Here is a 26,244-nt window from a genome sequence, read left to right as displayed (position 1 = left end):
ACCCCCTTCTGACTGCTTTGCTACTCCACCATCGTTTCCGCAAGCGTCGAGTTGTGTATAAGGAGATGCAGTGGACCCCGCACCGCGACCTATGTTCACGGTATTGGGAATACAGCGAAATCGAATCAGATCTGGAGCATGTTTGCTGAAGAGAGTGTGATCTTCCCGGTCGAGCTTCCGCAATTGAGAAAAGGAGTGGTTGAGCTCGTCAACAATCCCGATTCCCCCATTACCACGTTGCTCAGACTGCGTGGCTCGATGTACCTCGAGCAACTGAAGGCACTGCAGCAATGGCTCGACGAACTTGCTGCCGAGATAGCTAAAATCTTCAAGAGCAGTGAAGCGTGCCCGTCAAACGGTGTTGCAGCGTGTAAAGCGCGGCGAGCTCGACGCCGTGCTGGTTCGTCGCGGACGATGCAAAGGCTTGCGCATCAAGGTCTCCAACGATCAGCCGGACTTCTTCGAACACACTTCATGAACTCGAGGGCATTGCTATGAGATATCCAAGAAGCCTTTAACACAGTAGTGTCCGGTTAAATTTCGAACAAATTCAGTTGCTCACCAGATTGAGGCATTTCCGGGAGTGATAGATCGGGCCGCAAGGCGCTTGAAATCTCGGCTTTCTCGAATACGGAGACCGAAAGAATCTGTAGCAACGTATAGAGCGAGGCATCGAGTTGAAGCTCCTTTTTGACGATGGCGATCAACTCGTAGGTGCAGACGGCGCACCAGACTTGCGTCTTCACCGCGTTCTCGCTTGTGCCGAGGAATCGCTTGATGCGCAGGTGCCGCTTGATCCACTTGAAGAACAGGTCGACAAGCCAGCGGTTCTTGCACAGCGGTGCAACGGTCAGCGGCGGCAGCGTCGGGTTGTTGGTCAGAAAAATCAGCGGATGCGCCGCAAACGCTCGGGATAGTCCTGCGCGGCGTAAAAGCAGTTCAGGCGATGCTCTGGTCGCAGATCACGCCCGTGCTGCGGTCGGTGGCATCCGAATAGACGCGACATGCGTTCATGTTGCGTTTGGCTCGTGCGACGAAGAAGGCGCCTGCCTGATGCAGCTCGAACAGCGGCGCGAAGTCCAGATAGCCGCGTTCCATGACGTGAAACGTGCCAGCTTCGATGGGCAGAAAATTTAGCACGCCCACCTCGTGCATCTTGCCATCGCTGATGTGGATGAAGGCGCGGATCGCGCCGCGCAAATCCAGCAGCGTATGCATCTTGACCGCCGCCTTGGTCGTGCGAAACGGCGCCCACTCGAACAGGGACAGGCGCAAATCTATGGTCGTGGCATCGAGCGCATAGACCGTCGCATCGAGATCTATGTCCAGCGGCTGGGTCGCGTAAAGCGCTCGGGCGCGGGTGACAAGGCGCATTGCCAGCGCGTGATAGATGCTCCAGTCGCGCAGATTCAACGCATCCGACAACGTCGAGAGTGCCGGGACGTTCTTCAATCTCATATCAAACAGCTTGTCTCGATTCGCAGACAGGCGGGCCTCGATGTCGCGCATGGACTCGCGCCAGGTCAACTGCGCGAAGACCATGATGCGGAACAAATCGGCACATTCAAGCATGCGCCCCCGCGTCGCCGCGATGTCGCTCGATGATGCGGCCAAACGTCTTCCATACGGCACAAACTCCATGACTTGCGCAAACAGCGTCTTGCCCACGTTCATGCGCTACCCCAAGTCGCGCAAACCCGAAAGGATCGCAAATGCTGATTTCAAAATTCAAATCGTGGATACCCATGAAACCCCCGAATGCCCTGTCAACAACCGCTCTCGCGCCTGTCGACCTCAAATAAACCGGACACCACTGCTTTAATATCAAGATCCAAGCACCCAGTCTGAGCGCCAGCAACGCTGACGCGCGACTGTGAGCGCCTGATGCGCTGAGCGGCGCGGCCGATAACCATACGAGTCGTCATGGCACACTGGCTCCAGAAGCGGTTCGAGATATCGCCGTACCACCATCTGCGCTATGCAATCCGACACGGCCGGGACGGTCATCGCGAACCTCTCACGCGCCCAACGATCACTTGGGGGCAAGATCTGTCACCCATTTCATCCACTTACTGTGAAACGCATTTTTCAACGTATCCACGTTATAGATGTAAGGCATCAACACAATCAATTTTACAAATCGATCTTTGTGTTGCACAGTGAAACCGGTCGTTGCGGAAATGGAAATAGAAGTTGATTGATCGAATACTTCGTATTTTGTAAACCTAAGTAGTACGACATATTTAGGCATGTCTCCATAATGCCCACACTTTTGGATGTATCTCTCGACACGCCACCTAAGCTTACCGAAACCCTGCCCGTGGCGGCCTTCCGGATGGGACGATCGACTGTGGAGCGGCTTACTGGCTCGATAATTGAACGAAACGGGCCAGAGCTGTGAAGGTCTTCGATTGCGTATCCGAGGTGCGCGACGAGTGCCACGATCGCGCCGGACGTCGCGACGTCTATTTGACGTTTGACGACGGTTCTAATCCACTTTGCACACCGGACGTCCTCGATGTGCTGGCAGAACACCGGGTGCCAGCAACGTTCTGCGTCATCGGCGCGTACGTAGAGGACCAGCCGAAGCTGATCGAGCGAGTGTTCGCCGAGGGACACGAGATTGCCAATCACACGATGACTCATCCGGATTTGTCCGGATGCGAACCTGATGAAGTACGACGCGAAATATTGGACGTGAACAGGATCATCAGGATGGCATGTCCCCAGGCCGCAGTTCGGCATATGCGTGCCCCTTACGGAATATGGACGGACGAAGTGGTCGCTGAAGTGGCAAAGGCGGGGCTGGCGGCTCTTGACTGGTCGGTAGACCCGCGTGACTGGTCTCGCCCCGGCGTCGATGCGATTGTCAGCGCAGTGCTGGCCTCTGTCCAGCCTGGCGCAATTGTGCTCTTTCACGACGGATGTCCTCCCGGCGAGTCAGGACGGTGCAGTCATGCTGGGCTGCGCGACCAAACCCTCATGGCGCATTCCCGCCTGATTCCAGCACTGCATGAGAGCGGATTTGTAATCAGCTCGCTACCCCAACCACACTGAACAAACCGACATCTATGAATGCCATTGCCACAATCAGCACTGCCCCGGTTTTATTGTATGCACTACTCTCGACTGTTTACAAAAGCGCACAGGCCCTCCATGGCCTACCCACGAGTGCTCCGCCGAAGTCGCCCAATGCCGCCGACTCCAACTTTCTGCCGGACGTGGACGTCATCGTGCCGTGCTTTAACGAGCAACCGCGCACACTCTCGGCGTGCCTGGAGTCCATTGCAAACCAGGACTACGCCGGAAAACTGCGGGTCTATGTGGTTGATGATGGTTCTGCGAATCTCGACGCCGTGAGGCCGGTATACGATGCGTACACACGCGACCCGAGATTCAACTTCATTACGCTTCCCCAAAATATGGGAAAGCGCAAGGCACAGATCGCCGCGATACGCTCTTCATCCGGGGAACTGGTACTCAACGTCGACTCGGACACGACGCTGGCGCCCGATGTCGTCAAGAAGCTCGTATTGACAATGCGAGACACGACGATAGGCGCCGCCATGGGGCAGTTGACGGCCAGCAACCGGAGCGACACTTGGCTGACCCGCCTGATCGATATGGAGTACTGGTTGGCTTGCAACGAAGAACGCGCGGCACAGGCTCGCTTCGGCGCTGTTATGTGTTGCTGCGGTCCGTGTACCATGTACCGACGGTCCGTGCTTCTTTTGCTATTAGACCAGTACGAGACGCAGTTTTTTCGCGGGAAACCGAGCGACTTCGGCGAGGACCGCCATCTCACGATTCTCATGCTGACCGCAGGTTATCGGACCGAGTACGTTCCGGACGCCATTGCGGCGACAGTGGTTCCGGACAGACTGGGGGCGTATCTGCGCCAACAACTGCGCTGGGCGCGCAGTACTTATCGGGACACGTTGCTTTCGCTGCGCCTGCTGCCCTGTCTCCATCGCTACCTTACGCTGGACGTGATCGGACTGAATGTGGGCTCGCTATTTCTCGCCTTATCGCTTCTAGCGGCGCTCGCGCAGCTCGCATTAACAGCGACAGTGCCGTGGTGGACTGCCCTGATAATCGCATCATTGACGATGATCCGCTGTAGCGTGGCATCGGTTCGCGCTCGCCAGATTCGATTTCTTGGCTTTTCTTTTCACACACCCATTAACCTCTTTCTCTTGCTCCCGCTGAAAGCCTATGCGCTGTGCACATTGAGCAATAGCGATTGGCTGTCCCGTGGCTCTTCAGGCAACGTATCGAACGTTCGAGAAAAACAGCCCGATACTCCGGATCCGGTTACGAAGCCGATCATGACTTCAGCGTCAAGACTTGCGACTCCGCACCGTCGACCGGATCACGCGTGTGAGTCCTCAACGTTAGCAACGTCTGACGAAGCATTCGATGGCAATTAGTTAATCGTACATATAGGACCTCGACCCTTGCGCCAACCCAGAACCGCGCACCATCGGCAGCGGCCCGCTTGAGTGCGATCGTCTCACGCAATGGCTCAATTGGCGCCTTCCGAACGCGAGTGCATTCACCGGAGTACTGGTACTCCATTGTGAGTAACTATTCCGCAGCAGGTAAGGATCTTCTATCGGACAGGGCGTTTTCAATCGGGCCGCGGCAGCAGAACTGCTTCTTTTTCTCCAAGACGAGCGCGTAATTTTCCTTCTTATCCCCATGTCCAAGGCAGCAATCAGCTTCGCTAGCGTAAGGAAGTCATATGGCAACAAGATCGTAGTCGACGGATTATCGTTCAGCGTCGCGCCTGGAGAGTGCTTCGGCCTGCTAGGGCCAAATGGCGCGGGCAAGAGCACGACGGTGCGTATGGTTCTCGGCATGGCGCCGCCCGACGCAGGCAAGATCATCGTGCTCGGGGAGCCAGTGCCGGCTCGCGCTCGCTCGGCACGTATGCGCATTGGCGTAGTGCCGCAATTCGACAACCTCGAGCCCGGGTTCACCGTGCGCGAGAACCTTCTGGTGTTTGGCCGCTACTTTGGCATGAGCACACGTGAAATTGAAGCGGTCGTGCCATCGCTGCTCGAATTCGCCCGCCTCGAAAGCAAGGTCAATGCGCGCGTCACCGAGCTATCCGGCGGCATGAAGCGGCGGCTAATGCTGGCTCGCGCGCTGATCAACGATCCACAGTTGTTGGTCATGGACGAGCCAACAACGGGTCTCGACCCGCATGCTCGCCACCTGATCTGGGAACGGCTGCGTTCCCTGCTGGCGCGCGGCACCACGATCCTCTTGACCACCCATTTCATGGAAGAGGCCGAGCGGTTGTGCGACCGACTGTGTGTGCTGGCGGAGGGTCGAAAGATCGCCGAAGGCGGGCCTCGCGCGCTGATCGCAGAACAGATCGGGAGCCACGTGATCGAGATCCACGGCGGCAATCCGCATGAGCTGCGCACGTTGATCGCGCCGCACGCGCAGCGTATCGAGGTCAGTGGTGAGACCCTCTTCTGCTATGTGTCCGATCCGGAACGGGTGTGCATACAGTTGCGCGGGCGCACGGCGCTGCGCCTTTTACAGCGCCCAGCAAATCTCGAGGATGTCTTTTTGCAGCTAACCGGGCGCGGGATGAAGGAGTGAACGATGAGAGAGTTTTATGCAGCGGCCCTGCCCGCGAACCTGTGGAACTGGGTTGCAGTGTGGCGCCACAACTATCTGGCATGGAAAAAAGTCGCGTTTGCCTCGATTCTCGGTAACCTTGCCGATCCTATGATTTATCTGTTCGGCCTCGGCTTTGGTTTCGGGATAATGGTAGGTCGCGTCGATGGCGCATCTTATATCGCGTTTCTCGCGGCGGGTATGGTCGCGACGAGCGCAATGACCGCCGCGACCTTCGAAACGATTTACGCAGCCTTCTCTCGCATGCATGTTCAGCGCATGTGGGAAGCGATCCTCTGTACACAGCTCACGCTCGGCGATATCGTTCTCGGTGAACTGGCATGGGCCGCCACCAGGGCTTTTTTTGCCGGCATTGCCGTCATGGTGGTAGCCACCGTGCTGGGTTATGCAGCGTGGTCATCCATTCTCTACGCATCGCCTGCCATCGCCCTGACTGGCCTCGCCTTCGCGAGTCTGGCGATGATCCTCGCGGCGCTTGCACCCAGTCACGATTACTTCGTGTTCTATCAAACGCTCGTTCTCACGCCCATGGTGCTCCTGAGCGGCGTGATCTTCCCGATCAGTAAGCTACCTGCCGTTTTTTGTGACGTAGCGCGCTTCTTACCGCTGGCACATTCCGTCGACCTTATCCGTCCCCCGATGCTCGGACGCCCGGTGAGCTATGTTGCCCTGCATATTGGCGCTCTCTGCATTTGCACGGTGTTGCCGTTCTTCCTGTCAGTGGCGCTGTTACGTCGACGCCTCATGTCTTAATCTGCTATGGCCAGTACGAATGAGTGGGAAAACACCATGTCGTATCAACGCGAACGCTTCGTGCATCCGCGCACGCGACTCATGCGCCGACAATATCCCCGCAGCCCGATATGGCAACGGAAACGAGCCGCGATGTGGGCGAACAGCAGCGCCAGCGCGCTGCTGTTCGCGTACGACCTGTAGTTATGCTCGGCGAGCCACACCTCGTGGTAGCCGAACGTTCGGGCGGCCGGCGCGTTACGCACCGCTTGCGTCAGCGCATCGCGCGCGTCGCCGTCGGGGTTCTCGACGTTGAGGAAAAGGCCGTAGCGTTGTGCGGAATCCGACATGGCAGGCCCTCTCGTGGAAAGACCACGTCAAAGGCAAGTTTTGCGCCCACATCTCGCGGTACGTAAAGTCTTGACGACGTCAGCCATGCCTCAGGCAGAAGCGCGACGCTGCGACCACGCCGCGCCGCTGGGCAGGCCGAGCCCGGAACACGCCCGCGATGAAGCTCGTCACGCTCGACGAACGCAAAGCGGACCACGGCGCGCGGTGACGCGCGCACAACCGCCGCGGCGCGACCAGCGAGTCCGGGTCGATCAGATCCAATGGGCACAGCACCCGGTAGGCGCCTGAGAGCAAAGCCTCGAAGCCTTCGGCACGGCTATCGTCGTCGATGGTCCCGGTGTGATGAACGAACTCGCCTCCCGCCGCATCCACCAGCGCACGCAGCACGGCGTTGATGCTTGGCCGCCCGCCCACATAAACCCATCGACGCCCGCTCAATGCGCGGTCGTCGAGCAGCGCCTGCTCAACCGCGAACAACTCGTGCTGCAGGCTCGCGACATGTGCCCGCGTGCGCTCCTGCGACAGGCTCGCACTGCTGTCGGGAACGCATGTGCCGCGGTTCTGATTCATGACGGGCTGCGCTTCGGATCGCACCGTTACGGCAACGGCAGGCGGCATGGGTCTCATGGCGAGCGCCTCGTGGCATGGCCCGCAAGCCGTTCGCCCGCTGCCGGAGTGAGAAACCAGCTACGCACCGTGTCGTACGTGTAGCGCGTCGGGCCGGCATGACGCGCGTGCGGCGCCAGCCAATGCTCGGACAGCGGCTTCGCCCAGCCCCAGAAGTCGGCGCGCAGCGCGGGCGGGAAACCGACGTCGTCGAACGCATACCAAAGTTGAACCAGCCAGGGTTCGCGGCCCTCTTCGTCAAGCAGCAACGGCGGCTTGGAGCCCGCCTGCAGATGCGCATGCCGCTCGCCGTAATACAGCAGCCTGCCGCAGGACTCGACCACGAAGTCGGCCACCTGCGACGCGACGCACTTGAAGCGGTGACCGACGCGTGCAAACAGCAGCATAAGCCTGAGCCGCTGCAACTGGCACAGCGCCAGATCGCGCAACCCCGCTTCGTCGCAGATCGCGAGTAGCCGGTGCGGCGGTTGCGGCAGCGCGGGCACGCAAGCGGGCGGCAATGCCCGGGCGCGCGGCCCTTGCTGCTGCGACTCCGCAACGGGCCATTGCAGCGTCAGGTAGCAGGCCCGGGTGCAGGGTGTATAGCGAGGGCGGGGCCCCGGAGACGCAGCAGGTTGGAACGAATCCATAGGTATGTAAGGTTTGTGGTGCGATTTCTCGGTTGGATGCCTGAATAGATAACGATGAGCATGCTTTAGCAGGTCCCGCGCTTTCTCACTGTGAATCTACCGAAGAAGCCCGGCAAGGCGGACCGGCGACGCACCTGCTCAACGGGGGGCGCGGGCCGGGCATTTTTGCTACTCCGCGCCAAAGCAAAGCGGATGGTCAGAACAGACGCCACAACTCGGCGTCTTGCAGATGACCAGGCCCTCGCGCTCGCACAGTTGCTTGTAGAAGAACTTCTTCCACTTCATGCCATGCGTATTCTTCGCGGCCAGCCGCGGAAACCAGTGGCTGATCAATGCTGACAACTCGCGCCGCGACGGCAGAAGCAGGTCTTGCCAAAGGTGGTTTTGCCCGAGGCTCGCGCAGGCCAATGCATGGGCCACGCAGTTCGCCTCGTCTGCCGGGCCGGCGCGCGGATCGGCATGGTGATTGAGCAACGCCACCAGGTCTTCCAGTTCGTCGTCACGCGGCATCGTGGCGGGCGACAAGACGCACGTAAGACCGAGCGCCGGCCCGGCACCCGGGAACCAGCGCGCGAGCATTCGGCGCGTCTGGTCGGCGTCCAGTCCGGGCATCGGCAGCACATCGACGCCGTGGTGCTCGAACCCGCTCGATAGCACGCCGGCCAGTGCTAGCACGGTGGGATCGCCCGCTTCCACCGCGCACGCCATCAGGGTTGCATAGGCGTTCATCGCGGCATCGCTCAGAGAACGGCCGCGGCGTGCGTGTAGCACTTTTTCGGGCAGATCTTCGCGCACGCGGTGCAGCCGACGCACAGTTCCCGATGCACGATAGTCATCACCTTCTTCTCGTACTCGTCGTCTTCGTCTTCGTCGTCGCCGTCCAGTGCGATGTGCGCGCCGTCCTCGTTAAGCCCGACGAGTTGCAGCACGCCACGCGGACAGACACGGAAACAACGTCCGCAACCAATGCATTTTTCTTCGTCGAGCCTGTTGACGAAGGTCGGCGTCCAGGTGGCGCCGCTCGGCAGCGTAACGCTGAAGGTATCGCTCATGATGTGGCTCCGTGGCTTCGCTGGTTCAGGCAGCTGCCTCAGCGGCAGCCTTGCGGGCTGCCATCAGCGCGGCGTGGGCGTCATGACAGCGCTGGGCGACAGCGAGAATGTTCTCCCAGTTGGTCGGGAGTTCCTCTGAGAGGTCGTGCAGGTCCAACTTCGCCTGGGTCGCTTGCGCGTTGAGTTTCTTCAGGTGCGCCTTGAGTTCATCGGCATCGGTGCTCATCGTCTCGGTCCCCTCACGATTCCTTCATGCTCCGTACTGTGCGACGGCGGGGTACCTCCGGATCACCTCGACCGCTTCGTCAAGAAGCTTTGCGCCCGCCTCGGCGAGCTTCTCCAGCGAAGCGAAGCCGAACCGGTGTACGTCGCGCAACTGCTTGTTGACGACAACGAGCCGCCCCGCGAGCAACACCATGCGCCCGAAGCCCTCGTGGCTCACCTTCATCATCGGCGAAACCATTTGGCCGGTCTCACGCTCGATCGCCACCGCAATCGCGCTATAGAAAAGCTCGAGCCGCCACAGCGTTTCGGGGTCGGGGTCGCCCATGATCGGAATCGCGCGGCGTTCCTCCGGCGTGTGGATGTACGGCTTGAGCAGTTGCAGGTCGGTCTTTCCGTCCCACACGCCGCGGGCGTCCTGCGCGCGCAACTGCCTGACGAGCTGCTGCACAAACGGTGCGACCAGCAGCATTTCATCGCTGGCCTTGGACGGAATTGCGGATGATTCAGCCATGGGATACCTCATCGTCTTCAAAGTCGTATACACGCTCGCCACCCTTCACCAGCGCCTTGCGCAGCCACGGCGGCGGCGTGCCCTTCAGCACCTGTTGCAACTTGCCGAGAGTCTCCTCGATGGACTCGGGCCGCGGCACCTTGATCGGGTGAATCTTCAGCGCGACCACTCGCGCCGCGGCCGAGCCGCCGATTGCGGCGACGTACAGGATCGCGCAATCCTTGACGGCTTCGAGCTTGGGCACGAGCTTGTCCTCGTCGCCGTCCTCTTCGAGCTTGCCACCAAAGTCGAACGCCTCGACGAACTGGTAGCCGTCCGGTGTGACGTTGTAGGTGACGATGCTCCTCGCCCAGCCAAAATGCGCATCGACGAACTGCCTGTCCTGGGTGGCGAAGGCGATCTTCATGCTGTGTGCTCCTTTAGGTGGGTCAAGCACCGGCCGCGACGACAGGAATGTTCGCTTCCCGCGCCGGATCGCGCGCGGCCATATCGATAGCGGCCTGCGGCAGCGGCCAGTCGGCCGGATCGTGATGCGGAATCCGTTCGATCATCAGGTTGGCGATCTCGAAGATCAGGTTCATCGTGCCGCGGTAGCCGACGTAGCGTCGATGTGAGTTCCCAACCCGGTCGAAGACCGGAAAACCGATCCGGAAGAGCGGCTTTTGTAGGTGCTCGGCCATCTGCCTGCCGTGCGAATGCGTGATCAGCAGGTCGCAGTCCGCCGCGGAGCGCTCCATGTCTTCGAGATCGCCGATCACGACCTGATCAGCGGGCAGCAACGCGTGCGCGGGCGATCGCGTCGTGCTGATGCAGCAGCGCAACTGCGCGCCCATCTCGTGCAGCATGCTGCCGACCGCGAACAGCAGATCGGGCTCTGCGCCGATCGCGACCTTGATGCCTCCAGTGTAGAAATGGCCGTCTAGCATCGCATCGAGCAATTGGCTGCGCTGACGCCGGTATTTCGCGGGAACAGGTCGTCCGGAGCGCTGCGCGAGCAATTGCAGCAGACGATCGTTGGGTTCCAGTCCGGTGAGCCGCCCGAACACTTCGAACGGTGTGCCGGCGATAGCATGCAATGCCTCCGCGCCGTCGCGCGTCTGCTCGCCCACGCCGATCGTAAATGCCGATGCACCCGCGGCCCGGATCTCCGCGAGCGTGGTACCGCCCAGTGTGGTGCCGCGCCAGTCCGGCGCGATATGGCCGTCGAGCGAGCCGGAAATGTCGGGCAGCACAATGACATCGAAGCCGAACGCTTCGATGATCTCGCGCAGTTCGTCGATGTCGCCAGGCGACAGATGGCTGCCGGGCAGCAGCGTCACCTGATTGGCCACCGTTGGCAACGCCTTGACCAGCGCGTTGACGATGCCGGTAATCGCATGCCGGTAGCCGTCTTCGAATGCGCCGACATAGTCGGGGGTCGACACATGGACGATCTCAGTGTCGTTGAGTTCGGGCTTGCGCTTGCGCACGGTAACGAGATAGCCGGCCACGTCGTCGCCCTCGGTCTCGGTGAGACCTGTTGAACAGATCGCGATGACCTTCGGCGCAGCGCGCTTGCGGATGTTGAGCAGCGCGGCCTCGATGTTCTCATAGCCGCCGAGCACCGCGGTGACTTCGTCCATGGCTGTCGTCTGCAGCGGGATCGCCTCCCTGAAGTGGCGCACCAGCAGCACGAGGCCGAACGACGTGCAGCCCTGCGAGCCGTGCATCACGGGCATGCAGGCATCGAGCCCAAGGAACGCGAGGCTCGCGCCCAGCGGCTGGCTCATCTTGAGCGGATTGACCGCACAGGCTTTCATAGATTCGACGACATCGGCCATGGCATGTTCTCGAGTTCGGGGGCGTCAGGTCGGTATACCGGGTTCGAGGCTCATCGCCCCCACACCGGGGCGCTCGACGGCGGGCGCGCGGCTTCCGCTTGGACCACACCGAGCGCTCCCCCGTCGTCGCCCCACGGAGCAGGGATCCGCACCTGTTGCCATACCGGGTTGTAGATCGCGCGGTCGATCTCATGCACCAGCTCGACGATCCCCTCGTAGCCGCCATAAGGGTGGTGGCGTTCCTGATTGATGTCGAGCCACGGTATGCGGGCCTTCAGTGCGACGAACTGTGAGCGGCCACCCGACAGCATGATGTCGGCCCGCGCGTCCCTGAGCATCGCGTACATCTCGCGCGGAGTCATGCTGTCGATCATGCGGGCGTCGTCGCCCATGATCTCCTTGATCTTGTCCTTGTCTTCCTTAGTGCTCTTCTTGACGCTGGTACCGACGATTTCGAGCCCCGCTTCCTGCAGCGCGGAAACCACCGACCAAGACTTCACGCCACCTGTGATGAGCAACACCCGCTTGCCGGTAAGGCGCGCTTTGTAGTGCGCGATGCGCTCCCACGCGCGCGCTTCCTCGACGGCGATCAGGCGCTCGGTCCGCTCGAGCAGATCGTCCGGTGCGCCCTGCTGCACGAGCAGGCTGGCGATATGGCGCAGCGTGTTGCTCATGTCGCCGATGCCATAGAACGAGCCCTCGAAGTAAGGGATGCCGTAGCGCCGCTGCATCTTTGTCGCGATGTTGATCATCGACTTCGAGCAGACCATCATGTTGACCTTGGCGCGATGCGAACTTGCGATCTCGTTGTAGCGCCCGTCGCCGGAGATGCACGAGAGGATACGGATGCCCAGCGCGTCGAGCAGGGGCTTGGTCTGCCAAAGTTCGCCCGACAGGTTGTATTCGCCAATGACGTTGATGTCATACGGCGTCGTGAACTCGGGCTCGCGCGTGCCGATCACATAGTTGAGGATCGCCTCGCCGCCAAGCTTGTTGCCCAGATTCTTCGGCCCCGCGAAACCGGGGGAAATGACCGGAATCACCGGCTTGCAAAATTGTTCGGTGGCGCGCTTGCAGACTGCCTCGATGTCGTCGCCGATCAGCGCAGTGACGCAGGTCTGGTAGACGAACACTGCGGGCGGATCGTATTTCTCGATGATTTCGCGCACGCTCCTGAACAGGCGCTTCTCGCCGCCGTACACCACGTCGAGTTCGTTGATATCGGTGGTGAAGCCCGTGCGATAGAGTTGCGGACCGGACGAAGCGGCGTGCCGGTTGTCCCACGAGTTACCTTCACAAGCAATCGGCCCGTGCACGAGGTGTGCGACGTCCACCACCGGCTGCAAAGCGATCTTCGCGCCGTCGAACGCGCACCCGCCTGCGGCCGAACCCGGCGAAAGCTGCTTCGTGCAGCCCCTTTTGCGTTCCTTCTCGCTCTTGCCTTGATTCTTGTCGCAACCCGGCTCGTCGAAAACTTCGGCGATTTGGGCATTGAGCGAAGCAGACATGACGTGCTCCTGATGGATGGACGTTTCTCTAGTGGCAAGTTCCATACCACCGGGAAACGCCTTGGAGACGTGCCAATTGGCGCTGAAGCAGTCGCTCGCGCGCATCGTCATGGCGAGTTTGAACGGTTTGCGACAGACGGTTCGCGACACAGAAAACGACAACACACGTTCACTGCCTGCCTTGCCGTTCCGTATTGAGCAGGACCCGTGCGATCGCATTCGCGCGCGCCTCCAGCAACGCATCCGGCCTCAAGGGTTCGCGAACCGCCAGGTAAGCAGTCAGCGCGCGGCGCCTCCGTGGAGCTTTCGCGTAGTCCGTCTACCATGACCGGGATACGCCGCAAAGTCGCAGAGACAGACTTCCAGCAAGCGCTCGAAGCGCTCAGGCCTGATCTCGGCCGGTACGCGTTCGAGCAATGCACCGAGCGCGCCTGTGCGCATATCCCGAACGCTCTTCCAGTGTGTATGCGCCATTCGCGCCGCCTGCCCCGCTGGGCGGCTCAGTCGTCGTCGACCAGCGCGAGCAGTTTGCGCGGCGTTACCTCGTCATTGATCTCCGCGAGGCTCAACGGGTCGGACGCCGCCACCTCGCGCTCAAAGTCGTCGTAGGCGAACCACACACGCAGCGGCACTGAGTCAGACTGCTCGACTACATAGATCATGCCCCGCTCCCTCGCTGAGGTTCGTCACGCAGGCTAGCTGTAGCGGCTCGATAACATAAATCTCCAAGGCCCGATAACAGCGCCTTTTTGGGATTACATTGGCTGAGAATATCGGCGCGTCCAGGTCCACATTAAGTGAGAGCGGGGTCACGTTAACTGAGAACGGCTCGATAACATCGGCCAGGATCCACAATCAGTGAGAATGCTCGACGGGCACGCCGGTAGCCAGCAGATGAAATGGTGAGTCAGGGGCGGCATATGGGCCGCCGGCCCTTTCCGACCATTCTTCCGGACCGGACCCCTCGTTCCCTGCAACGCTCAGAAGCACCGGTCACCCACGATTCGTACTTGCGGTTTTTTCCCGTGCGGGTGCGCCGCCAAGGAGCGCCTGACTCAGGTATCCGCTGCGCACCCGCATGTCCTGCAACGCGTTTTCAGCATCCTCCATGCTCACTTCGCCCTGTGCCTTACGCGCAATACTTTGCTGGGCCAACCGGCGCACCAGTTCCTTGATGAATGCAGCGCTGACGCCTTCAGTCCGCTCCACTGCAAACGCTGCGACGTCTGCCGGGATGCTCATCCTCGAACCGTAGAGCCGGAGCAGGCGCGCCCGGCAATCCGCATCAGGTGCCGGTATTTCAATGGCCTGATCAACCCGGCCTGGACGGGCCGCGAGCGCCTCCTCGATTTCCTCCGGCCGGTTGGTGGTAAGCACGAACAGGATCTCGGCGTCCTGGTGAAGTCCGTCCATTTCGTTGAGCAAGCGGTTGAGCAGACTCTCTTCCTTCGGGCCGCGCATCTCGGTGCGATGTCTCCCGATCAGATCGACGTCCTCGATGACCACCATGCTTGGCTGTAGCAACCGGGCCAGCAGCATATAGTTGTCGAGTTGCCCCACTTGATTGGCGCTGATCAGAAGGGTGGTATGCGCTGGCAGATTGCTGGCGAGGTACTTGATCGTATGGGTTTTGCCCGTTCCGGGCGGCCCGTACAGCAGGACACCCTTTTGCAACGACTGGCGTAATATCTTTAATCCTTCTCTGGTGCGTGCGAATTCAAAAATATTGCGATCCAGCAGCTCCATGGTTTGCGGTGACAGGATGACGTCCTGACGCTCCACGGCAGGCAGACGGTGCACGACGATGCTGCGGGGCTGGCCTGAATAATCCTCGGTTACCTCGAGGGAAAGAACCTTGCCCCGGTACAGACGGGACTCGCGAATTGCCTGCTCCAGCCCCCGCATACACCTCGCTGCCGAAGGCCAGCCCGCGCGCGTTGGGCAGACTGACAATCTCCACGCTCGCGATAGACGTGTTCATTCCTTCCATGTGCTGCTCGAACAGCACAGCGGCTCTCAGCTCGCCATCGGTGATCAGCCACAAGCCGTTGTCGAGTACCGCGACCGGTGTTTCTTCTCCGACATCGACATCCCGGTATTTCACAGGAGCAAGGGACACCGTGGTAGACATCGGGCCGGTACTCTGCACAAACAGCGAGGAAATTGTCAACGGAAACCGCTCATGAACCTGATTGAGGCCGAGAAGGCGCGGAGCGAACGGCGTCAGCAGGCGGGAGAGCGTCTGTTGAAGCTCGGGGCGCGTGTGATGGGGAAACTGCCGCTGCGAGGAGGTGAGCTCTTCCGGGGACCGATCATCAAAATGCGCAGCTAGCGCTTCCCATGCAAATTGCTGCCTTACCGGGTCAAGGTTCTTGTGATCAATATCGGTGAACTGGTTCATGAACGGACTCCTTGACATTAGATGGCGGCGCCAAGTACCGATGCGAACGCGCAACAACGAGTCGCTACAGCTAGCTACATGCAGCGCAGCAATTTCGTTTTCAGCGGTGCCCCGCTACTCGACACCCTCCGCCGCAATCTTCGCCCACACCGCACGAGGTAACCGCGGCGCGATGCCCGCCGGGCTCGCGTCGAACTGCCGTCGAGCCGCCGACATCGCACGCTGTGCAATCGCAATCTCCTCGTGCGTCAATGGCAACCGGCCGGCCACATGCGCGGGCCCCCGGGCAGCCCGTGGGCGATCATCTGCGAGTTCCGGTGTTCGGGCAGCGGGACGAGGTGGTCGGCCTCGCCCACACCGGCCAGGCAAACCTAGTCGTTGATGACCTCGACGTTATGGCCGTCCTGCGTCATCTTGACCAGAGCTGCGTCTGCCGCGCCCGATACATCCGCTGTGTCTGCCATAGCCGCGCTCTCCTCGTCAGCGAATGATGTCGTAGCTGTAGTCGGTCTTCGCCACGTCAATCGTGTTGGCGTCGAGCGCTTCGAAGAACTCGTCCAGCAGCGTGACCAGCACCCGCAACCCACCTTCATAGCCCCAGGTCGGGAAGCGATGGTAATGGTGGCGATCGAAGATCGGGAACACCATGCGTATCAGCGGCGTTTTGGTATCGCGCTCGAGATATTTGCCGTAGGTGTTGCCGATCAGGAAATCCACCGGCTCGGTAAACAGCAGTGAGCGCATGTGCCACAGATCGCGTTTCGGATACACCTTGCAGCCGGCGCCGTAGGGCGACGCGTCGAACAGCGCCTGCACCTTCGCAGCCCAGGTTTCGTTGCCGTTGGTCGCCAGCACGTGAGCCGGCTCGGCGCCGAGTTCCAGCAAGAACTGCGTGTAGCCTAGCATCTGGTCCGGGTCGCCGTAGAGTGCAAAGCGCTTGCCGTGCAGGTGGGCCTGACTGTCGGCCATCGCATCGACGAGCTGGCCTCGCTCCTTCTCCAGTTGCGCCGGAATCGACTTGCCGGTCACGCGCGAGATTTCCATCAGGAACTGATCGGTGCCCGCGACGCCAACCGGCGAGTTCAGCACCACCACTTCCTGGCCATGCTCGCCAATGAACTTACTGGTCTTCTCGCAGCAGTATTCCTGGAACACGAAGGTCGCCTTCGCGTTCAACGCGCGCTCGACTTCCTCCTTGGTCGTGCCGCCTTCGTACATCCGGAACTTGCCGTCGGTCGGCGTATTCCAGGTTTCGGATGGGTCGCAGATGATGTTCACCGTCACGCCGAACAGATCGAAGATGCGGCGAATTTCCTTCATGTTGCCGACCACGTAGCCGTCGAAGCCGCCGATGAAGTTGACGCTGTCGTCGGGCACGCGCTCAAGCGGCATCGCTGTGCCGGCCTTGCCGTCCCAGAAGTGCTTGAGGATGCCGAGGAGCGCGTTGTCGTAGCCGGTCACGTGGCTGCCGACGAAGGCCGGCGTGTGCGCGAACGGCACGTCATAGTCTTCCGGCACGCTGCCCTTCTGCTTGCTGTTCTTGATGAGCGCGTCGAGGTCATCGCCGATCACTTCCGCCATGCAGGTCGTGGAGACCGCGATCATGTCGGGTTTGTACAGGTTGTACGCATTTGCGAGCCCGTCGATCATGTTGTTCGTGCCGCCGAACACCGCCGCGTCCTCGGTCATCGACGAGCTGACGCATGAGGTCGGCTCCTTGAAGTGACGCGAGAAGTGCGAGCGGTAAAACGCTACACAGCCCTGCGAGCCATGCACAAAACTGAGCGTCTTGTGAAAGCCGTTGGCCACGTACACTGCGCCGAGCGGCTGGCAGGCCTTGGCTGGGTTGATGGTGAGCGAGTCGCGTGCAAAGTTCTTTTGCCGGTAGTCTTCGCTCTTGGTCCACTCGACGATCTGCTTGACCTGCTCGTCTGAATGGTTGAACTCGAAATTTTCCTTTTTCGCCTGGAAAATTTTCTGGTATTCGGGCTCACGGAACAGGAGTTCCTGATCGAGAATCTGGTCTGCGGATTGGGGCACGGGATGCTCCTGATATTCAATTCAAAGGCCTTCCGGCCGGCGATCAGTGCGGTGGCCGGCGCTTAGGGGGTTGCCTTCCAGGGCGCCTTGGCGAGCCCCCATACCGGGCTGGAAATGGCCATGTCCATGTCGCGCGCGAAAATGGCGTAGCCGTCGTAACCGTGATATGGACCGGAATAGTCCCAGCTGTGCATCTGGCGAAACGGCACGCCCATCTTCTGGAATACGTACTTTTCCTTGATGCCGGAACCGACCAGATCGGGCTGGACCTGTTCGACGAACCTCTCGAACTCGTAGCCGGTCACGTCGTCGTAAATCAGTGTGCCGTCCTTCACGTAGTGCGTGGTGCGCTGATAGTCGTCGTTGTGGCCGAATTCGTAGCCGGTGCCGACCACGTTCATGCCGAGGTCCTCGTAGGCGCCGATCACGTGGCGCGGACGCAGGCCGCCAACGAACAGCATCACGGTCTTGTCCTGCAGGCGCGCTCTGAACTTCGCGTTCACCGCATCGACCAGCGGACGATACTTGGCGATCACCCTCTCCGCGTTGGCTTTGATGGTGTCGTCGAAGTGGCTGGCGATCTCGCGCAGGCTCTTCTCGATCATCGACGGGCCGAAGAAGTTGTATTCCACCCACGGAATGCGGTACTTCTCTTCCATGTGCCGGCTGATATAGTTCATCGAGCGGTAGCAATGCAGCAAATTGAGCTTGGCCTTAGGCGTGTTCTCGAGCTCGGCGATCGAGCCGTCGCCCGACCATTGCGCGATCACGCGCAGGCCGATCTCTTCGAGCAGAATCCGGCTCGACCAAGCATCGCCGCCGATGTTGTAATCGCCGATGATCGCAACATCGTAAGGCGTCGAAACAAATTCAGGCCTCTTGTCCGGATCGGCCCTGTCGAATATCCAGTCTCGAATCGCATCGTTAGCGAGATGGTGGCCCAGCGACTGGCTGACGCCGCGAAAACCTTCGCAGCGCACCGGCAAAATGGTGTGCCCTTCATACTGGACACTCTTCTTCTTCGAGACGGCCTCGATGTCGTCGCCGATCAGGCCGATCGGGCATTCACTCTGGATCGAGATGCCCTTGTTCAGCGGAAACAGTTCCTGAAGCTCGTCGATGATCTTGTCGAGCTTCTTGTCGCCGCCGAAGACGATGTCCTTTTCCTGAAAGTCTGACGTGAACTGCATCGTCACGAAGGTGTCGATACCGGTAGTGCCGATGTAGTAGTTGCGACGCGCGCCCCACGAGTACTGGCCGCAACCGACCGGACCATGACTGATGTGGATCATGTCCTTGATGGGCCCCCAGACCACGCCCTTCGAGCCGGCGTACGCGCAACCGCGAATCGTCATCACACCCGGCAATGACTTGATGTTTGATTTCACGCCACAGTCGGGCTTGCCGTCATCGAAGGTGCCCAAATGCTTGGCGCGCCGTTTGGCCATCTTCTCCGGATAGGCCTTCAGCACTTCATCGATCAGGGCCTTGTTCGCGGCCTTGCGCTCTTCAACAGTGACGCTCATGGGAATGCTCCATAGGGTGAGTATCAAGCCTGGCAGCGGGTAACCGGCACGGCCCGGTTCATCGCGTGCAGAAGAACACCGGGCCGCGCGCAGCGGCGCTCGCTTAGGCGATCAGTTCGGCTGCAGGCTTGCCGACTTGCGATTCGTCGATGGACGTCATGATCCCGTGCTCCATTAACAGGTCTTCCAGTTGATCCATCGTGATCGGCGTCGGGATCGTGCCGTTGCCCGCGTTGTTGTGCACCTTGGTGGCGAGCTGGCGATACTCTTCCGCCTGTTTGGATTCGGGCGCGAACTCGATCACCGTCATGCGGCGCAGCTCGGCGTGCTGCACGATGTTATCGCGCGGCACGAAGTGGATCAGCTTCGAACCGAGCATCTTCGCCAGCGCTTCGGCGAGTTCGAGTTCCTTGTCGGTCTGACGCTCGTTGCACACGAGCCCGCCGATCCGCACACCGCCGCTGTTCGCGTACTTCAGAATGCCCTTTGAAATGTTGTTGGCCGCATACATGGCCATCATTTCGCCCGACATCACAATGTAGATTTCCTGCGCCTTGTTCTCACGAATCGGCATTGCGAAACCGCCGCACACCACGTCGCCGAGCACGTCGTACGACACGTAGTCCACGCCGTCATAGGCGCCGTTTTCTTCGAGGAAGTTGATCGACGTGATGACGCCACGGCCCGCGCAGCCGACGCCCGGTTCCGGACCGCCGGACTCCACGCAACGGATGTTGCGGTAACCGATCTTCATCACGTCCTCGAGTTCGAGGTCCTCCACCGAGCCGGCTTCGGCCGCTAGCGACAGAATGGTGTCCTGTGCCTTTGCATGCAGGATCAGGCGGGTAGAGTCCGCCTTGGGATCGCAGCCGACGATCAGGATCTTCTGCCCGAGTTCAGTCAGGGCTGCCAGGGTGTTCTGCGAGGTGGTCGACTTGCCGATACCGCCCTTACCGTAGAAAGCGATTTGCCGAAGCTTAGACATTGCATTTCTCCATTCAGGAAGAAGGGTTGAAACCAGGGTTGCGTAACCGCGACCATGTCAGCCTGTCGTGCCTGTATGGGTCTTCTTATATCGAGTCACGCATCGGCCGGACCTGTGTCCGCGATGGACTCCAAACGCAGCTTCTGTGCCACGTCACCGGCGGTACTGCGACGCGTCCGACCCGCCGCGCTGCGGCGGTTGGTTCGGGACTTTTTCGGACTCCTGTTCTGTCTTGTCGATTTCGCGACAAACCACGCGAACTTCGTCGCCAATGAAACCATTCGGGCGCGGTTGTCGTGCGATTTCTGTCGCATTGGCCTGCGTGCAGCCGGACAATCGCCGGGTTGCGGCCTGGTTCGGTTATTGCGTTGATCGCGCCATGGACTCACCAGCCACCCAACCTTCTCGACCCGTGCCGCGCGAGACACACTTCGACCGTCTAGGCGGCGAGACCGCCGTCATCCGCCTGGTCGATGCGTTCTATCGGCACATGGATACGCGGGCCGACGCGCAGCGCATTCGGGCGATGCATCACCCGGACCTGTCTTCGACGAAGGCCGTGCTGGTGCTGTATCTGTGCGAATGGCTCGGCGCCGACAAGCAGTACTCGGCACCGCGCGGCCAACCACGGCTGCGCAGGCGTCATGCCACATTCGCGATCGGCACCGCCGAACGGGATGCGTGGCTAGCTTGCATGCGCGCCGCGTTCGACGAGACGGGTGTCGATCCGGCGCTGCGCGACGAACTGATGCAGGCCTTTTTCAAAATCGCCGACCGGATGCGAAATGCGCAGACGTGAATTCCTCTTCAACGCTGTTTAACCCAAGGATCTGTGATGACCGAAACGCTCGCCCACAAGGAGATCGACGACACCGCGTTCGCCCGTCTCGAACACGAAGGCCGTCTGCTCAATCCGGTTCTCAAGGGGCTGACGAACAAGTCCGGCCGGGTCGGCTTCCGCGGCGAACTTGCGCTGCGGTTTGCCTCAAAGCTCGCCGACGAAGCGCGGCCTCCTGAGCTGACCTGCGATCAGGTGATGGCATGCGCGACGATCGGACATAAGCACTTGCCGTTCTTCGCCGGGTATCTGTTGAGCTTCGAGCATCTGAAGGATGTGGCCGAGGTACTCAGCGACACGCTCTCGGCGGATGGCAAGTACTTTCTGTTTTGCGACAACATCGACCTGAGCAAGCGATATCAGGTGCCGTACAAGGGCGCGATGTTCTATGTGCTGCCGATTCTCGAGTCCACCGTCTACAACGAGATGCTCGAACTGCTGTACCTCGAAAAGAACGAATTGAAGAAAAAGGACTCAGGCGGCAAGCTGGATGCGGTAGCGGACGCGGCCATCAAGTTCGACGTGACCTTCGACATGATCAGCTACCGCGAAGGACTTGAATTGATGGGGCCGGTGCGCAACCCCAACGAGAACCGGCCCGTCTGAGGCGCGGGTCCCGACGGCTGCCGCCCGCGCGGCTGCGCCAACCGATGTTCCCTTGCACCCGAACGCGACCATGATCATGCACACCGACACTGCTTTCGTCGTCCGCGAACGCCTGGCCTCACGCGTTGTCCGGAACGCCGATGCACAACTCGAAACGATCGCGCCCGCCGCACTTTCCACTTGGCTGGAGTACCACGGCTTCCCTGATCCGCATTCGCGCTGCGTGAACGGCGAAACCCCGTTGATGCGCGCCGCGCAGCATGGCGAGGACGCGGTCGTCGAAGCGTTGCTCGAACTCGGCGCACGCGCCGACGCGCTCGATGACGACGGCAACCATGCGCTCTGGTTCGCGTGCCTGCACGGCGGCCCCGCGACCATCCTGCGGCTGATCGACGCCGGCGCGCCGATCGACTATGTGAACGACGAAGACATCACATGCCTGATGCAGGCAGCCGCGAGCGGTCGCCTCGACGTCCTGCACACGCTGCTTGCGCATGGGGCGAACGCAGAACTGTGCGCACCGGATGGCCGCAGCGCGCTCGACATGGCAGCCGACCTCGGGCTGCAACTGCTGCTTGCTTTCGGATGACAGGCTTTGTTAGCGAGTCTTAAGAGGAACGTACGTCGCGCGACCAGCGAAATCGGTCCACTGATCAGTCGAAAAATCGTATAGTTTGCAGCCTCGTGCGGTGTCGAAGTACCAACGCCACGAAAACCGCTGCACGACGATCCGTTCCGGAAGCATCGCTTCGAGGGTTCGCTGAGCACCGACGAGCCCGTATAGAGGGAGACTCATGTCGACGTGATGCGCGGTGTGCTCCATGATGTGATGAAACAGCGCGCCAAAACGCCAGCGAAAGGTCAAGTGCACCGTCGTAGATACGAACGGATCCGAACGCCCCCATTTCGCGCGATCGTCGTACCAGCGGATTTGCGGATGCGTGTGGTGCGCGTACACGACGAAACCCACCATCGCGCACCAGAACAGGAACGGCACCCCGAACCCGCATGCGATTGACGGGACCACCCCCCGCTGCGTCGCGCGAGCGATCCACGCGAGCGCGCCGATCCACAGCAGTGCGAACACCGATACCAGCGTGCAGTCACGGAAGAACACGGGGCGCCGCGTCGGCATTGCGGCCCGCGACGGGAAAAACATCTTCGTCCACCAAATTTCGATCATGTAGTAGAGACCGGGCGCCCAGCCGCTGCGATACATACGTTCCAGTGCGCGCCGTGGCCCACTCAAGGCGCGATATTCTTGGATCGTCAGCGGTGCCCACACAAAATCGACGCCTTTCAGGTTCGTGTAGCCGTGATGCACCACGTTGTGACCCACTTGCCACAGGCTGTAAGGCGTGAGCGACGGCAGGAAGGCGATCCGGCCCAGCCAGCGGTTAAGCGTGCGGTGCCGGGTCAGGCTCTCATGACATGCGTCGTGACCGATGACGAAGAGCCGTCCGATGACGAAGCCCGCCATGCATCCGAATACGGTCTTCAGCATGAACCTGTGCGCGAACACGCTCGCGGCGAGCGCACACAATAGCAAAACGTAGTCGAACACGAGCAGCAGAAGCGCGTAGGCGGTGCGGCGTTCGGCGAACGGTGTCAGCCACGAGCGGATGACCTTGCGATGGGGCAATTGCTCATTGGCGGGAACAGGGTGATTCGGACTGTTCATGAAGAAAGACCGGTAGAACGGTGCAGCACAACACTACGCGCGCGGTCGACGGCTGCATGCCGGGTCCGCGATGACGTGACCAGACAGTTTCGCGCTGGTGGCGAGTCAGCGCGACATCATGTTCATGCTGACATTGTGCATTACCCAGATCGTGCCGAAGATCAGGAACAGCGCGGCGAGCGCGGTGTAGCATAACGCCAGCGCGTTCCAGCGCTGGCCGCGCGACAGGTCGAGATGCAGGAACGTCACCAGATGCACGACGATCTGCACGAACGCCAGCAACGCGAGCGCCATAATCGCGGAACCGGACGGCAGCAACCGTTGCGTGACGATCGAGAATGAGCCAGCAGTCAGCGCCACGGCAAGCACGAAACCGGTGATATAACCGGCGACGTCACCACGCGAGGCGGTCGTGGACGTCGAGTGTGAATGGACCATTTAGAGCATGCTCCCGAGATAGACAAACGAAAACACGCAGATCCACACGATGTCGAGGAAGTGCCAGAAGAGGCTCAGGCATGTCAGACTCGTGAGGTCGCGACCGGACAGTTCAGGTGAGCGGACGACATGCACGACGAGCACGGCCATCCAGACGAGGCCCGCTGTCACGTGCAGGCCGTGGGTGCCGACCAGCGTGAAGAACGACGACAGGAAGGCGCTGCGACTGGGCCCAGCACCGTTGGCGACCAGGTGCGAGAATTCGCGCAGCTCTAACGCGAGGAACAGCGCGCCAAGCACGAACGTCACGAGGAGCCAGCCGATCACGGCACCACGCCCCTGGCGCTGCGCGCCGAGCATCGCGAAGCCGTAGGTGGTGCTGCTCAGCAGCAGCGCGCCGGTTTCAAGTGCGACACCCGGGATGTCGAACAGGTCCCGTCCGGACGCGCCACCCGCGAACTGGTGCGCCATTACGGCGAACACGGCGAACAGCGACGCGAACAGCATGCAGTCGGTCATCAGGTACAGCCAGAAGCCGAACACGGTGGGCGTTGGGCCGTGGTCAGCGCTCGACCTGCCGTGATAGACGAGTAATGCAGGTTGCGTCATGGATCAGGTCTCCGCGGATTCGGGTAATTCAAGGTCGGCCGGGGTGGGTGCGCTGCCGCGTCGTGCTTCGATTTCGCGCACGCGCGAGGCCGGAATCACGTAGCCATGGTCGTCGCGGAAGCTACGCGCGATCAGCGCGGCGACGATCGCGACGAAGGCCAGCACGGCGAGCCACGTGATGTGCCAGACGCCAGCGAAGCCGAGCACAAGGCTGAATGCGCCGATCAGGAACCCGTCCGCGGTGTTCGACGGTAGGTGGATGTCCTCGTAATGCGCCAGTGCGGCATTTGCTGCGCCGCTTTCCTTCATGTGCGCGAACGCGTCGAGCTGGTGGACGACCGGTATGCGCGCGAAGTTGTAGACAGCGGGCGGCGACGCGGTGGCCCATTCGAGCGTGCGGCCGTTCCACGGGTCGCCCGTCAGGTCGCCGTATTCCGGCTCGTTGCGATGGATCACGCTCACGGCGACCTGGGCGATCTGGTGCACGACACCGAGTGCGATCAGCGCCACGCCGCATGCGGCGACGAACAGCCAGGGATGCCAGGCCGGGTTGTCGTAGTGATTCAGGCGCCGGGTCATGCCCATGAAGCCGAGCACGTAGAGCGGCACGAACGACACGTAGAAGCCGACGAACCAGCACCAGAACGCCCGCTTGCCGAGCTTCTCGTTAAGCCTGAAGCCGAACGCCTTCGGGAACCAGTAATGGAAGCCCGCGAGATAGCCGAACACGACGCCGCCTATGATCGCGTTGTGAAAGTGCGCGATCAGGAACAGGCTGTTGTGCAGCACGAAGTCCACGCCCGGGATCGCCATCATCACGCCCGTCATGCCGCCGATCGTGAACGTGACCATGAAGCCGATCGTCCACAGCACGGGTGCGGTGAACTCGATGCGACCGCGGTACATCGTGAACAGCCAGTTGAAGATTTTCACGCCGGTGGGGATCGCGATGACCATCGTCATAATGCCGAAGAACGCGTTAACGTCCGCGCCGGAACCCATCGTGAAGAAGTGGTGCGCCCACACGAGGAATGCGAGCACCGTGATCGCGCACGACGCGTAGACCATCGTTCTGTAGCCAAACAGCGGTTTCTTCGCGAAGGTCGCGATCACTTCCGAATAGATGCCGAACGCGGGCAGCACGAGGATGTACACCTCCGGGTGGCCCCACGCCCAGATCAGGTTCAAGTACAGCATCGCGTTGCCGCCGAGCTCATTTGTGAAAAAGTGCATGCCTGCGTAGCGGTCGAGGCCGAGCAGTGCGAGCGTCACGGTCAGGATCGGGAACGTTGCCATGATCAGCACGTTCGAGCACAGCGCGGTCCACGTGAACACCGGCATCTTCATCAGCGTCATGCCGGGCGCGCGCAGCTTCACTATCGTCACGAAGAAGTTGATCGCGGTAATCAGCGTACCGACGCCAGAGAGCTGCAGACTCCAGATGTAGTAGTCGACCCCGACGCCGGGACTAAACTGCAGCTCCGACAGCGGTGGATACGCGAGCCAGCCGACCTGCGCGAACTCGCCGACCACGAGCGACAGATTGATCAGGATCGCGCTGATCGCCGTCATCCAGAAGCTCAGCGAATTCAGGAATGGGAAGGCGACGTCGCGCGCGCCGATCTGCAGCGGCACGACAAGATTGAAGAGGCCGACCATCAGCGCCATCGCCATGAAAAAGATCATGATGACACCGTGCGCGGTGAATATCTGGTCGTAGTGGTGCGGCGGCAGGTAACCGGGGCCGTGAAACGCGATCGCGAGCTGAAGCCGCATCATTACGGCGTCGACAAAACCGCGCACGAGCATCAGCACCGCGACGATGATGTACATGATGCCAATCTTCTTGTGATCGACGCTTGTCAGCCACTCGGTCCAGAGCCACTTCCAGCGGCAGAGCTTCGTGAGCGTGGCGATCACCGCCAGCACGATGAGCGCCATGAACGCGGCCGCGCCCATGATGATCGGCTGATCGAACGGGATCGCGCCGGGCGTGAGTTTTCCAAACAT

General features: G+C 60.8%; 28 protein-coding genes and 3 pseudogenes. 9 read left to right on the top strand and 22 right to left on the bottom strand.

Annotated features, from left to right (window positions below):
- Positions 1–111: 111 nt before the first annotated feature.
- Positions 112–348, top strand: a pseudogene (locus tag BJG93_RS36735) (IS110 family transposase); the annotation flags it as partial.
- A gap of 185 nt (positions 349–533) precedes the next feature.
- On the opposite strand, the pseudogene BJG93_RS36645 reads toward BJG93_RS36735, so the two are convergent.
- Both BJG93_RS36645 and BJG93_RS34770 read right to left on the bottom strand, forming a co-directional pair.
- Positions 534–1,674: pseudogene (locus BJG93_RS36645) on the bottom strand (IS4 family transposase).
- Between the two features lie 159 nt (positions 1,675–1,833).
- Positions 1,834–2,007: pseudogene (locus tag BJG93_RS34770) on the bottom strand (group II intron reverse transcriptase/maturase); the annotation flags it as partial.
- 253 nt (positions 2,008–2,260) lie between these two features.
- On the opposite strand from BJG93_RS34770, the gene BJG93_RS36640 reads away from it, so the two are divergent.
- The 5 genes from BJG93_RS36640 (at position 2,261) to BJG93_RS34750 (ending at position 6,408) form a co-directional block, all read left to right on the top strand.
- Positions 2,261–2,401 (top strand): GNAT family protein, encoded by a 141-nt coding sequence (locus tag BJG93_RS36640; RefSeq protein WP_154671659.1) that lies wholly within the window; start codon positions 2,261–2,263, stop codon positions 2,399–2,401.
- A complete protein-coding gene (gene nodB / locus BJG93_RS34765) occupies positions 2,398–3,057 on the top strand; it encodes a chitooligosaccharide deacetylase NodB (RefSeq protein ID WP_027193732.1) in 660 nt (219 codons plus the stop codon). Before BJG93_RS36640 ends, nodB begins: the two co-directional genes overlap by 4 nt.
- 14 nt (positions 3,058–3,071) lie before the next feature.
- Entirely contained in the window at positions 3,072–4,430 is a 1,359-nt protein-coding gene (nodC, locus tag BJG93_RS34760) for a chitooligosaccharide synthase NodC (protein ID WP_071336791.1), read from the top strand.
- A gap of 271 nt (positions 4,431–4,701) precedes the next feature.
- Entirely contained in the window at positions 4,702–5,616 is a 915-nt protein-coding gene (gene nodI / locus BJG93_RS34755; RefSeq protein ID WP_071336792.1) for a nodulation factor ABC transporter ATP-binding protein NodI, read from the top strand.
- Positions 5,617–5,619: 3 nt separating this feature from the next.
- Positions 5,620–6,408, top strand: coding sequence for an ABC transporter permease (locus tag BJG93_RS34750; RefSeq protein WP_071336793.1), 789 nt, complete (start codon positions 5,620–5,622; stop codon positions 6,406–6,408).
- 44 nt (positions 6,409–6,452) lie between these two features.
- Here BJG93_RS34750 and BJG93_RS34745 read toward each other — a convergent pair whose 3' ends face one another.
- The 16 genes from BJG93_RS34745 to nifH all read right to left on the bottom strand — a co-directional run bounded on the left by BJG93_RS34745 (position 6,453) and on the right by nifH (position 20,062).
- Positions 6,453–6,737 carry a hypothetical protein gene (locus BJG93_RS34745; protein ID WP_027196567.1) on the bottom strand — a complete coding sequence of 95 codons (285 nt, stop codon included), beginning with the start codon at positions 6,735–6,737 and terminating at the stop codon, positions 6,453–6,455.
- Between the two features lie 79 nt (positions 6,738–6,816).
- On the bottom strand, positions 6,817–7,308 hold the full coding sequence (locus BJG93_RS34740) for a DUF2325 domain-containing protein (RefSeq protein ID WP_231337731.1): 492 nt from the start codon (positions 7,306–7,308) through the stop codon (positions 6,817–6,819).
- A 53-nt stretch (positions 7,309–7,361) separates the two neighbouring features.
- Positions 7,362–7,865, bottom strand: a complete 504-nt coding sequence (locus BJG93_RS34735) for a globin family protein (RefSeq protein WP_407675375.1) — start codon at positions 7,863–7,865, stop codon at positions 7,362–7,364.
- 297 nt (positions 7,866–8,162) lie between these two features.
- On the bottom strand, positions 8,163–8,723 hold the full coding sequence (locus BJG93_RS34730; protein WP_027196569.1) for a nitrogen fixation protein NifQ: 561 nt from the start codon (positions 8,721–8,723) through the stop codon (positions 8,163–8,165).
- Positions 8,724–8,734: 11 nt separating this feature from the next.
- The gene (fdxB, locus tag BJG93_RS34725) at positions 8,735–9,046 is read right to left on the bottom strand and encodes a ferredoxin III, nif-specific (RefSeq protein ID WP_027193737.1); all 312 of its coding nucleotides are present in this window, start codon (positions 9,044–9,046) and stop codon (positions 8,735–8,737) included.
- A gap of 25 nt (positions 9,047–9,071) precedes the next feature.
- A complete protein-coding gene (locus BJG93_RS34720; RefSeq protein WP_018423155.1) occupies positions 9,072–9,272 on the bottom strand; it encodes a CCE_0567 family metalloprotein in 201 nt (66 codons plus the stop codon).
- Between the two features lie 24 nt (positions 9,273–9,296).
- Positions 9,297–9,782 carry a NifX-associated nitrogen fixation protein gene (locus tag BJG93_RS34715; protein ID WP_231337730.1) on the bottom strand — a complete coding sequence of 162 codons (486 nt, stop codon included), beginning with the start codon at positions 9,780–9,782 and terminating at the stop codon, positions 9,297–9,299.
- Entirely contained in the window at positions 9,775–10,188 is a 414-nt protein-coding gene (gene nifX, locus BJG93_RS34710) for a nitrogen fixation protein NifX (RefSeq protein WP_027193739.1), read from the bottom strand. Before nifX ends, BJG93_RS34715 begins: the two co-directional genes overlap by 8 nt.
- A gap of 22 nt (positions 10,189–10,210) precedes the next feature.
- Positions 10,211–11,602, bottom strand: a complete 1,392-nt coding sequence (gene nifN / locus BJG93_RS34705) for a nitrogenase iron-molybdenum cofactor biosynthesis protein NifN (RefSeq protein WP_231337729.1) — start codon at positions 11,600–11,602, stop codon at positions 10,211–10,213.
- A gap of 50 nt (positions 11,603–11,652) precedes the next feature.
- Entirely contained in the window at positions 11,653–13,110 is a 1,458-nt protein-coding gene (gene nifE, locus BJG93_RS34700; RefSeq protein ID WP_231337740.1) for a nitrogenase iron-molybdenum cofactor biosynthesis protein NifE, read from the bottom strand.
- Between the two features lie 500 nt (positions 13,111–13,610).
- Entirely contained in the window at positions 13,611–13,772 is a 162-nt protein-coding gene (locus BJG93_RS34695) for a hypothetical protein (RefSeq protein WP_231337728.1), read from the bottom strand.
- Between the two features lie 331 nt (positions 13,773–14,103).
- On the bottom strand, positions 14,104–14,910 hold the full coding sequence (locus tag BJG93_RS34690) for an AAA family ATPase (RefSeq protein WP_231337727.1): 807 nt from the start codon (positions 14,908–14,910) through the stop codon (positions 14,104–14,106).
- Positions 14,828–15,511 carry a hypothetical protein gene (locus BJG93_RS34685; RefSeq protein WP_231337726.1) on the bottom strand — a complete coding sequence of 228 codons (684 nt, stop codon included), beginning with the start codon at positions 15,509–15,511 and terminating at the stop codon, positions 14,828–14,830. The genes BJG93_RS34690 and BJG93_RS34685 overlap by 83 nt, the downstream gene beginning before the upstream one ends.
- A 480-nt stretch (positions 15,512–15,991) precedes the next feature.
- Positions 15,992–17,551: a nitrogenase molybdenum-iron protein subunit beta gene (nifK, locus tag BJG93_RS34675; RefSeq protein ID WP_231337725.1), complete on the bottom strand. Its 1,560-nt coding sequence runs from the start codon at positions 17,549–17,551 to the stop codon at positions 15,992–15,994.
- Positions 17,552–17,613: 62 nt separating this feature from the next.
- Positions 17,614–19,077 carry a nitrogenase molybdenum-iron protein alpha chain gene (gene nifD, locus BJG93_RS34670; RefSeq protein ID WP_231337724.1) on the bottom strand — a complete coding sequence of 488 codons (1,464 nt, stop codon included), beginning with the start codon at positions 19,075–19,077 and terminating at the stop codon, positions 17,614–17,616.
- A 103-nt stretch (positions 19,078–19,180) separates the two neighbouring features.
- The gene (gene nifH, locus BJG93_RS34665) at positions 19,181–20,062 is read right to left on the bottom strand and encodes a nitrogenase iron protein (protein WP_071336661.1); all 882 of its coding nucleotides are present in this window, start codon (positions 20,060–20,062) and stop codon (positions 19,181–19,183) included.
- A gap of 379 nt (positions 20,063–20,441) precedes the next feature.
- Here nifH and BJG93_RS34660 point away from each other — a divergent pair, with 379 nt between their 5' ends.
- From BJG93_RS34660 to BJG93_RS34650, 3 genes are all read left to right on the top strand, one after another.
- Positions 20,442–20,861 carry a group II truncated hemoglobin gene (locus BJG93_RS34660; RefSeq protein ID WP_071336662.1) on the top strand — a complete coding sequence of 140 codons (420 nt, stop codon included), beginning with the start codon at positions 20,442–20,444 and terminating at the stop codon, positions 20,859–20,861.
- 36 nt (positions 20,862–20,897) lie between these two features.
- Entirely contained in the window at positions 20,898–21,506 is a 609-nt protein-coding gene (locus BJG93_RS34655; RefSeq protein WP_027196574.1) for a hypothetical protein, read from the top strand.
- A gap of 76 nt (positions 21,507–21,582) precedes the next feature.
- On the top strand, positions 21,583–22,095 hold the full coding sequence (locus tag BJG93_RS34650; RefSeq protein WP_071336685.1) for an ankyrin repeat domain-containing protein: 513 nt from the start codon (positions 21,583–21,585) through the stop codon (positions 22,093–22,095).
- A 9-nt stretch (positions 22,096–22,104) separates the two neighbouring features.
- Here BJG93_RS34650 and BJG93_RS34645 read toward each other — a convergent pair whose 3' ends face one another.
- The 4 genes from BJG93_RS34645 to cyoB form a co-directional block, all read right to left on the bottom strand.
- Entirely contained in the window at positions 22,105–23,187 is a 1,083-nt protein-coding gene (locus BJG93_RS34645; protein ID WP_231337723.1) for a fatty acid desaturase, read from the bottom strand.
- Between the two features lie 105 nt (positions 23,188–23,292).
- Positions 23,293–23,625 carry a cytochrome o ubiquinol oxidase subunit IV gene (cyoD, locus tag BJG93_RS34640; RefSeq protein ID WP_071336663.1) on the bottom strand — a complete coding sequence of 111 codons (333 nt, stop codon included), beginning with the start codon at positions 23,623–23,625 and terminating at the stop codon, positions 23,293–23,295.
- Complete coding sequence (gene cyoC, locus BJG93_RS34635; protein WP_071336664.1) at positions 23,626–24,234, bottom strand: cytochrome o ubiquinol oxidase subunit III; 609 nt, start codon at positions 24,232–24,234, stop codon at positions 23,626–23,628. It lies immediately after the preceding gene.
- A 3-nt stretch (positions 24,235–24,237) separates the two neighbouring features.
- A complete protein-coding gene (gene cyoB, locus BJG93_RS34630; protein ID WP_231337722.1) occupies positions 24,238–26,244 on the bottom strand; it encodes a cytochrome o ubiquinol oxidase subunit I in 2,007 nt (668 codons plus the stop codon).

The organism is Paraburkholderia sprentiae WSM5005 (assembly GCF_001865575.2).
GTDB classification, from domain to species: domain Bacteria; phylum Pseudomonadota; class Gammaproteobacteria; order Burkholderiales; family Burkholderiaceae; genus Paraburkholderia; species Paraburkholderia sprentiae.
This window is presented reverse-complemented; position numbering and strand designations above follow the sequence as displayed.

Bases quoted from the DNA above. Each gene is read 5' to 3' on its own strand.
- nodC (WP_071336791.1), top strand. From the start codon at position 3,072: ATGAATGCCATTGCCACAATCAGCACTGCCCCGGTTTTATTGTATGCA.
- BJG93_RS34645 (WP_231337723.1), bottom strand. From the start codon at position 23,187: ATGAACAGTCCGAATCACCCTGTTCCCGCCAATGAGCAATTGCCCCAT.
- BJG93_RS34650 (WP_071336685.1), top strand. From the start codon at position 21,583: ATGCACACCGACACTGCTTTCGTCGTCCGCGAACGCCTGGCCTCACGC.
- BJG93_RS36640 (WP_154671659.1), top strand. From the start codon at position 2,261: ATGCCCACACTTTTGGATGTATCTCTCGACACGCCACCTAAGCTTACC.
- BJG93_RS34750 (WP_071336793.1), top strand. From the start codon at position 5,620: ATGAGAGAGTTTTATGCAGCGGCCCTGCCCGCGAACCTGTGGAACTGG.
- BJG93_RS34695 (WP_231337728.1), bottom strand. From the start codon at position 13,772: ATGATCTATGTAGTCGAGCAGTCTGACTCAGTGCCGCTGCGTGTGTGG.
- BJG93_RS34655 (WP_027196574.1), top strand. From the start codon at position 20,898: ATGACCGAAACGCTCGCCCACAAGGAGATCGACGACACCGCGTTCGCC.
- BJG93_RS34745 (WP_027196567.1), bottom strand. From the start codon at position 6,737: ATGTCGGATTCCGCACAACGCTACGGCCTTTTCCTCAACGTCGAGAAC.
- nifN (WP_231337729.1), bottom strand. From the start codon at position 11,602: ATGGCCGATGTCGTCGAATCTATGAAAGCCTGTGCGGTCAATCCGCTC.
- nifD (WP_231337724.1), bottom strand. From the start codon at position 19,077: ATGAGCGTCACTGTTGAAGAGCGCAAGGCCGCGAACAAGGCCCTGATC.
- cyoC (WP_071336664.1), bottom strand. From the start codon at position 24,234: ATGACGCAACCTGCATTACTCGTCTATCACGGCAGGTCGAGCGCTGAC.
- nifE (WP_231337740.1), bottom strand. From the start codon at position 13,110: ATGTCTGCTTCGCTCAATGCCCAAATCGCCGAAGTTTTCGACGAGCCG.
- BJG93_RS34660 (WP_071336662.1), top strand. From the start codon at position 20,442: ATGGACTCACCAGCCACCCAACCTTCTCGACCCGTGCCGCGCGAGACA.
- fdxB (WP_027193737.1), bottom strand. From the start codon at position 9,046: ATGAGCGATACCTTCAGCGTTACGCTGCCGAGCGGCGCCACCTGGACG.
- BJG93_RS34685 (WP_231337726.1), bottom strand. From the start codon at position 15,511: ATGAACCAGTTCACCGATATTGATCACAAGAACCTTGACCCGGTAAGG.
- BJG93_RS34720 (WP_018423155.1), bottom strand. From the start codon at position 9,272: ATGAGCACCGATGCCGATGAACTCAAGGCGCACCTGAAGAAACTCAAC.
- nifH (WP_071336661.1), bottom strand. From the start codon at position 20,062: ATGTCTAAGCTTCGGCAAATCGCTTTCTACGGTAAGGGCGGTATCGGC.
- nodI (WP_071336792.1), top strand. From the start codon at position 4,702: ATGTCCAAGGCAGCAATCAGCTTCGCTAGCGTAAGGAAGTCATATGGC.
- BJG93_RS34730 (WP_027196569.1), bottom strand. From the start codon at position 8,723: ATGAACGCCTATGCAACCCTGATGGCGTGCGCGGTGGAAGCGGGCGAT.
- BJG93_RS34715 (WP_231337730.1), bottom strand. From the start codon at position 9,782: ATGGCTGAATCATCCGCAATTCCGTCCAAGGCCAGCGATGAAATGCTG.
- BJG93_RS34740 (WP_231337731.1), bottom strand. From the start codon at position 7,308: ATGAATCAGAACCGCGGCACATGCGTTCCCGACAGCAGTGCGAGCCTG.
- cyoB (WP_231337722.1), bottom strand. From the start codon at position 26,244: ATGTTTGGAAAACTCACGCCCGGCGCGATCCCGTTCGATCAGCCGATC.
- cyoD (WP_071336663.1), bottom strand. From the start codon at position 23,625: ATGGTCCATTCACACTCGACGTCCACGACCGCCTCGCGTGGTGACGTC.
- nifX (WP_027193739.1), bottom strand. From the start codon at position 10,188: ATGAAGATCGCCTTCGCCACCCAGGACAGGCAGTTCGTCGATGCGCAT.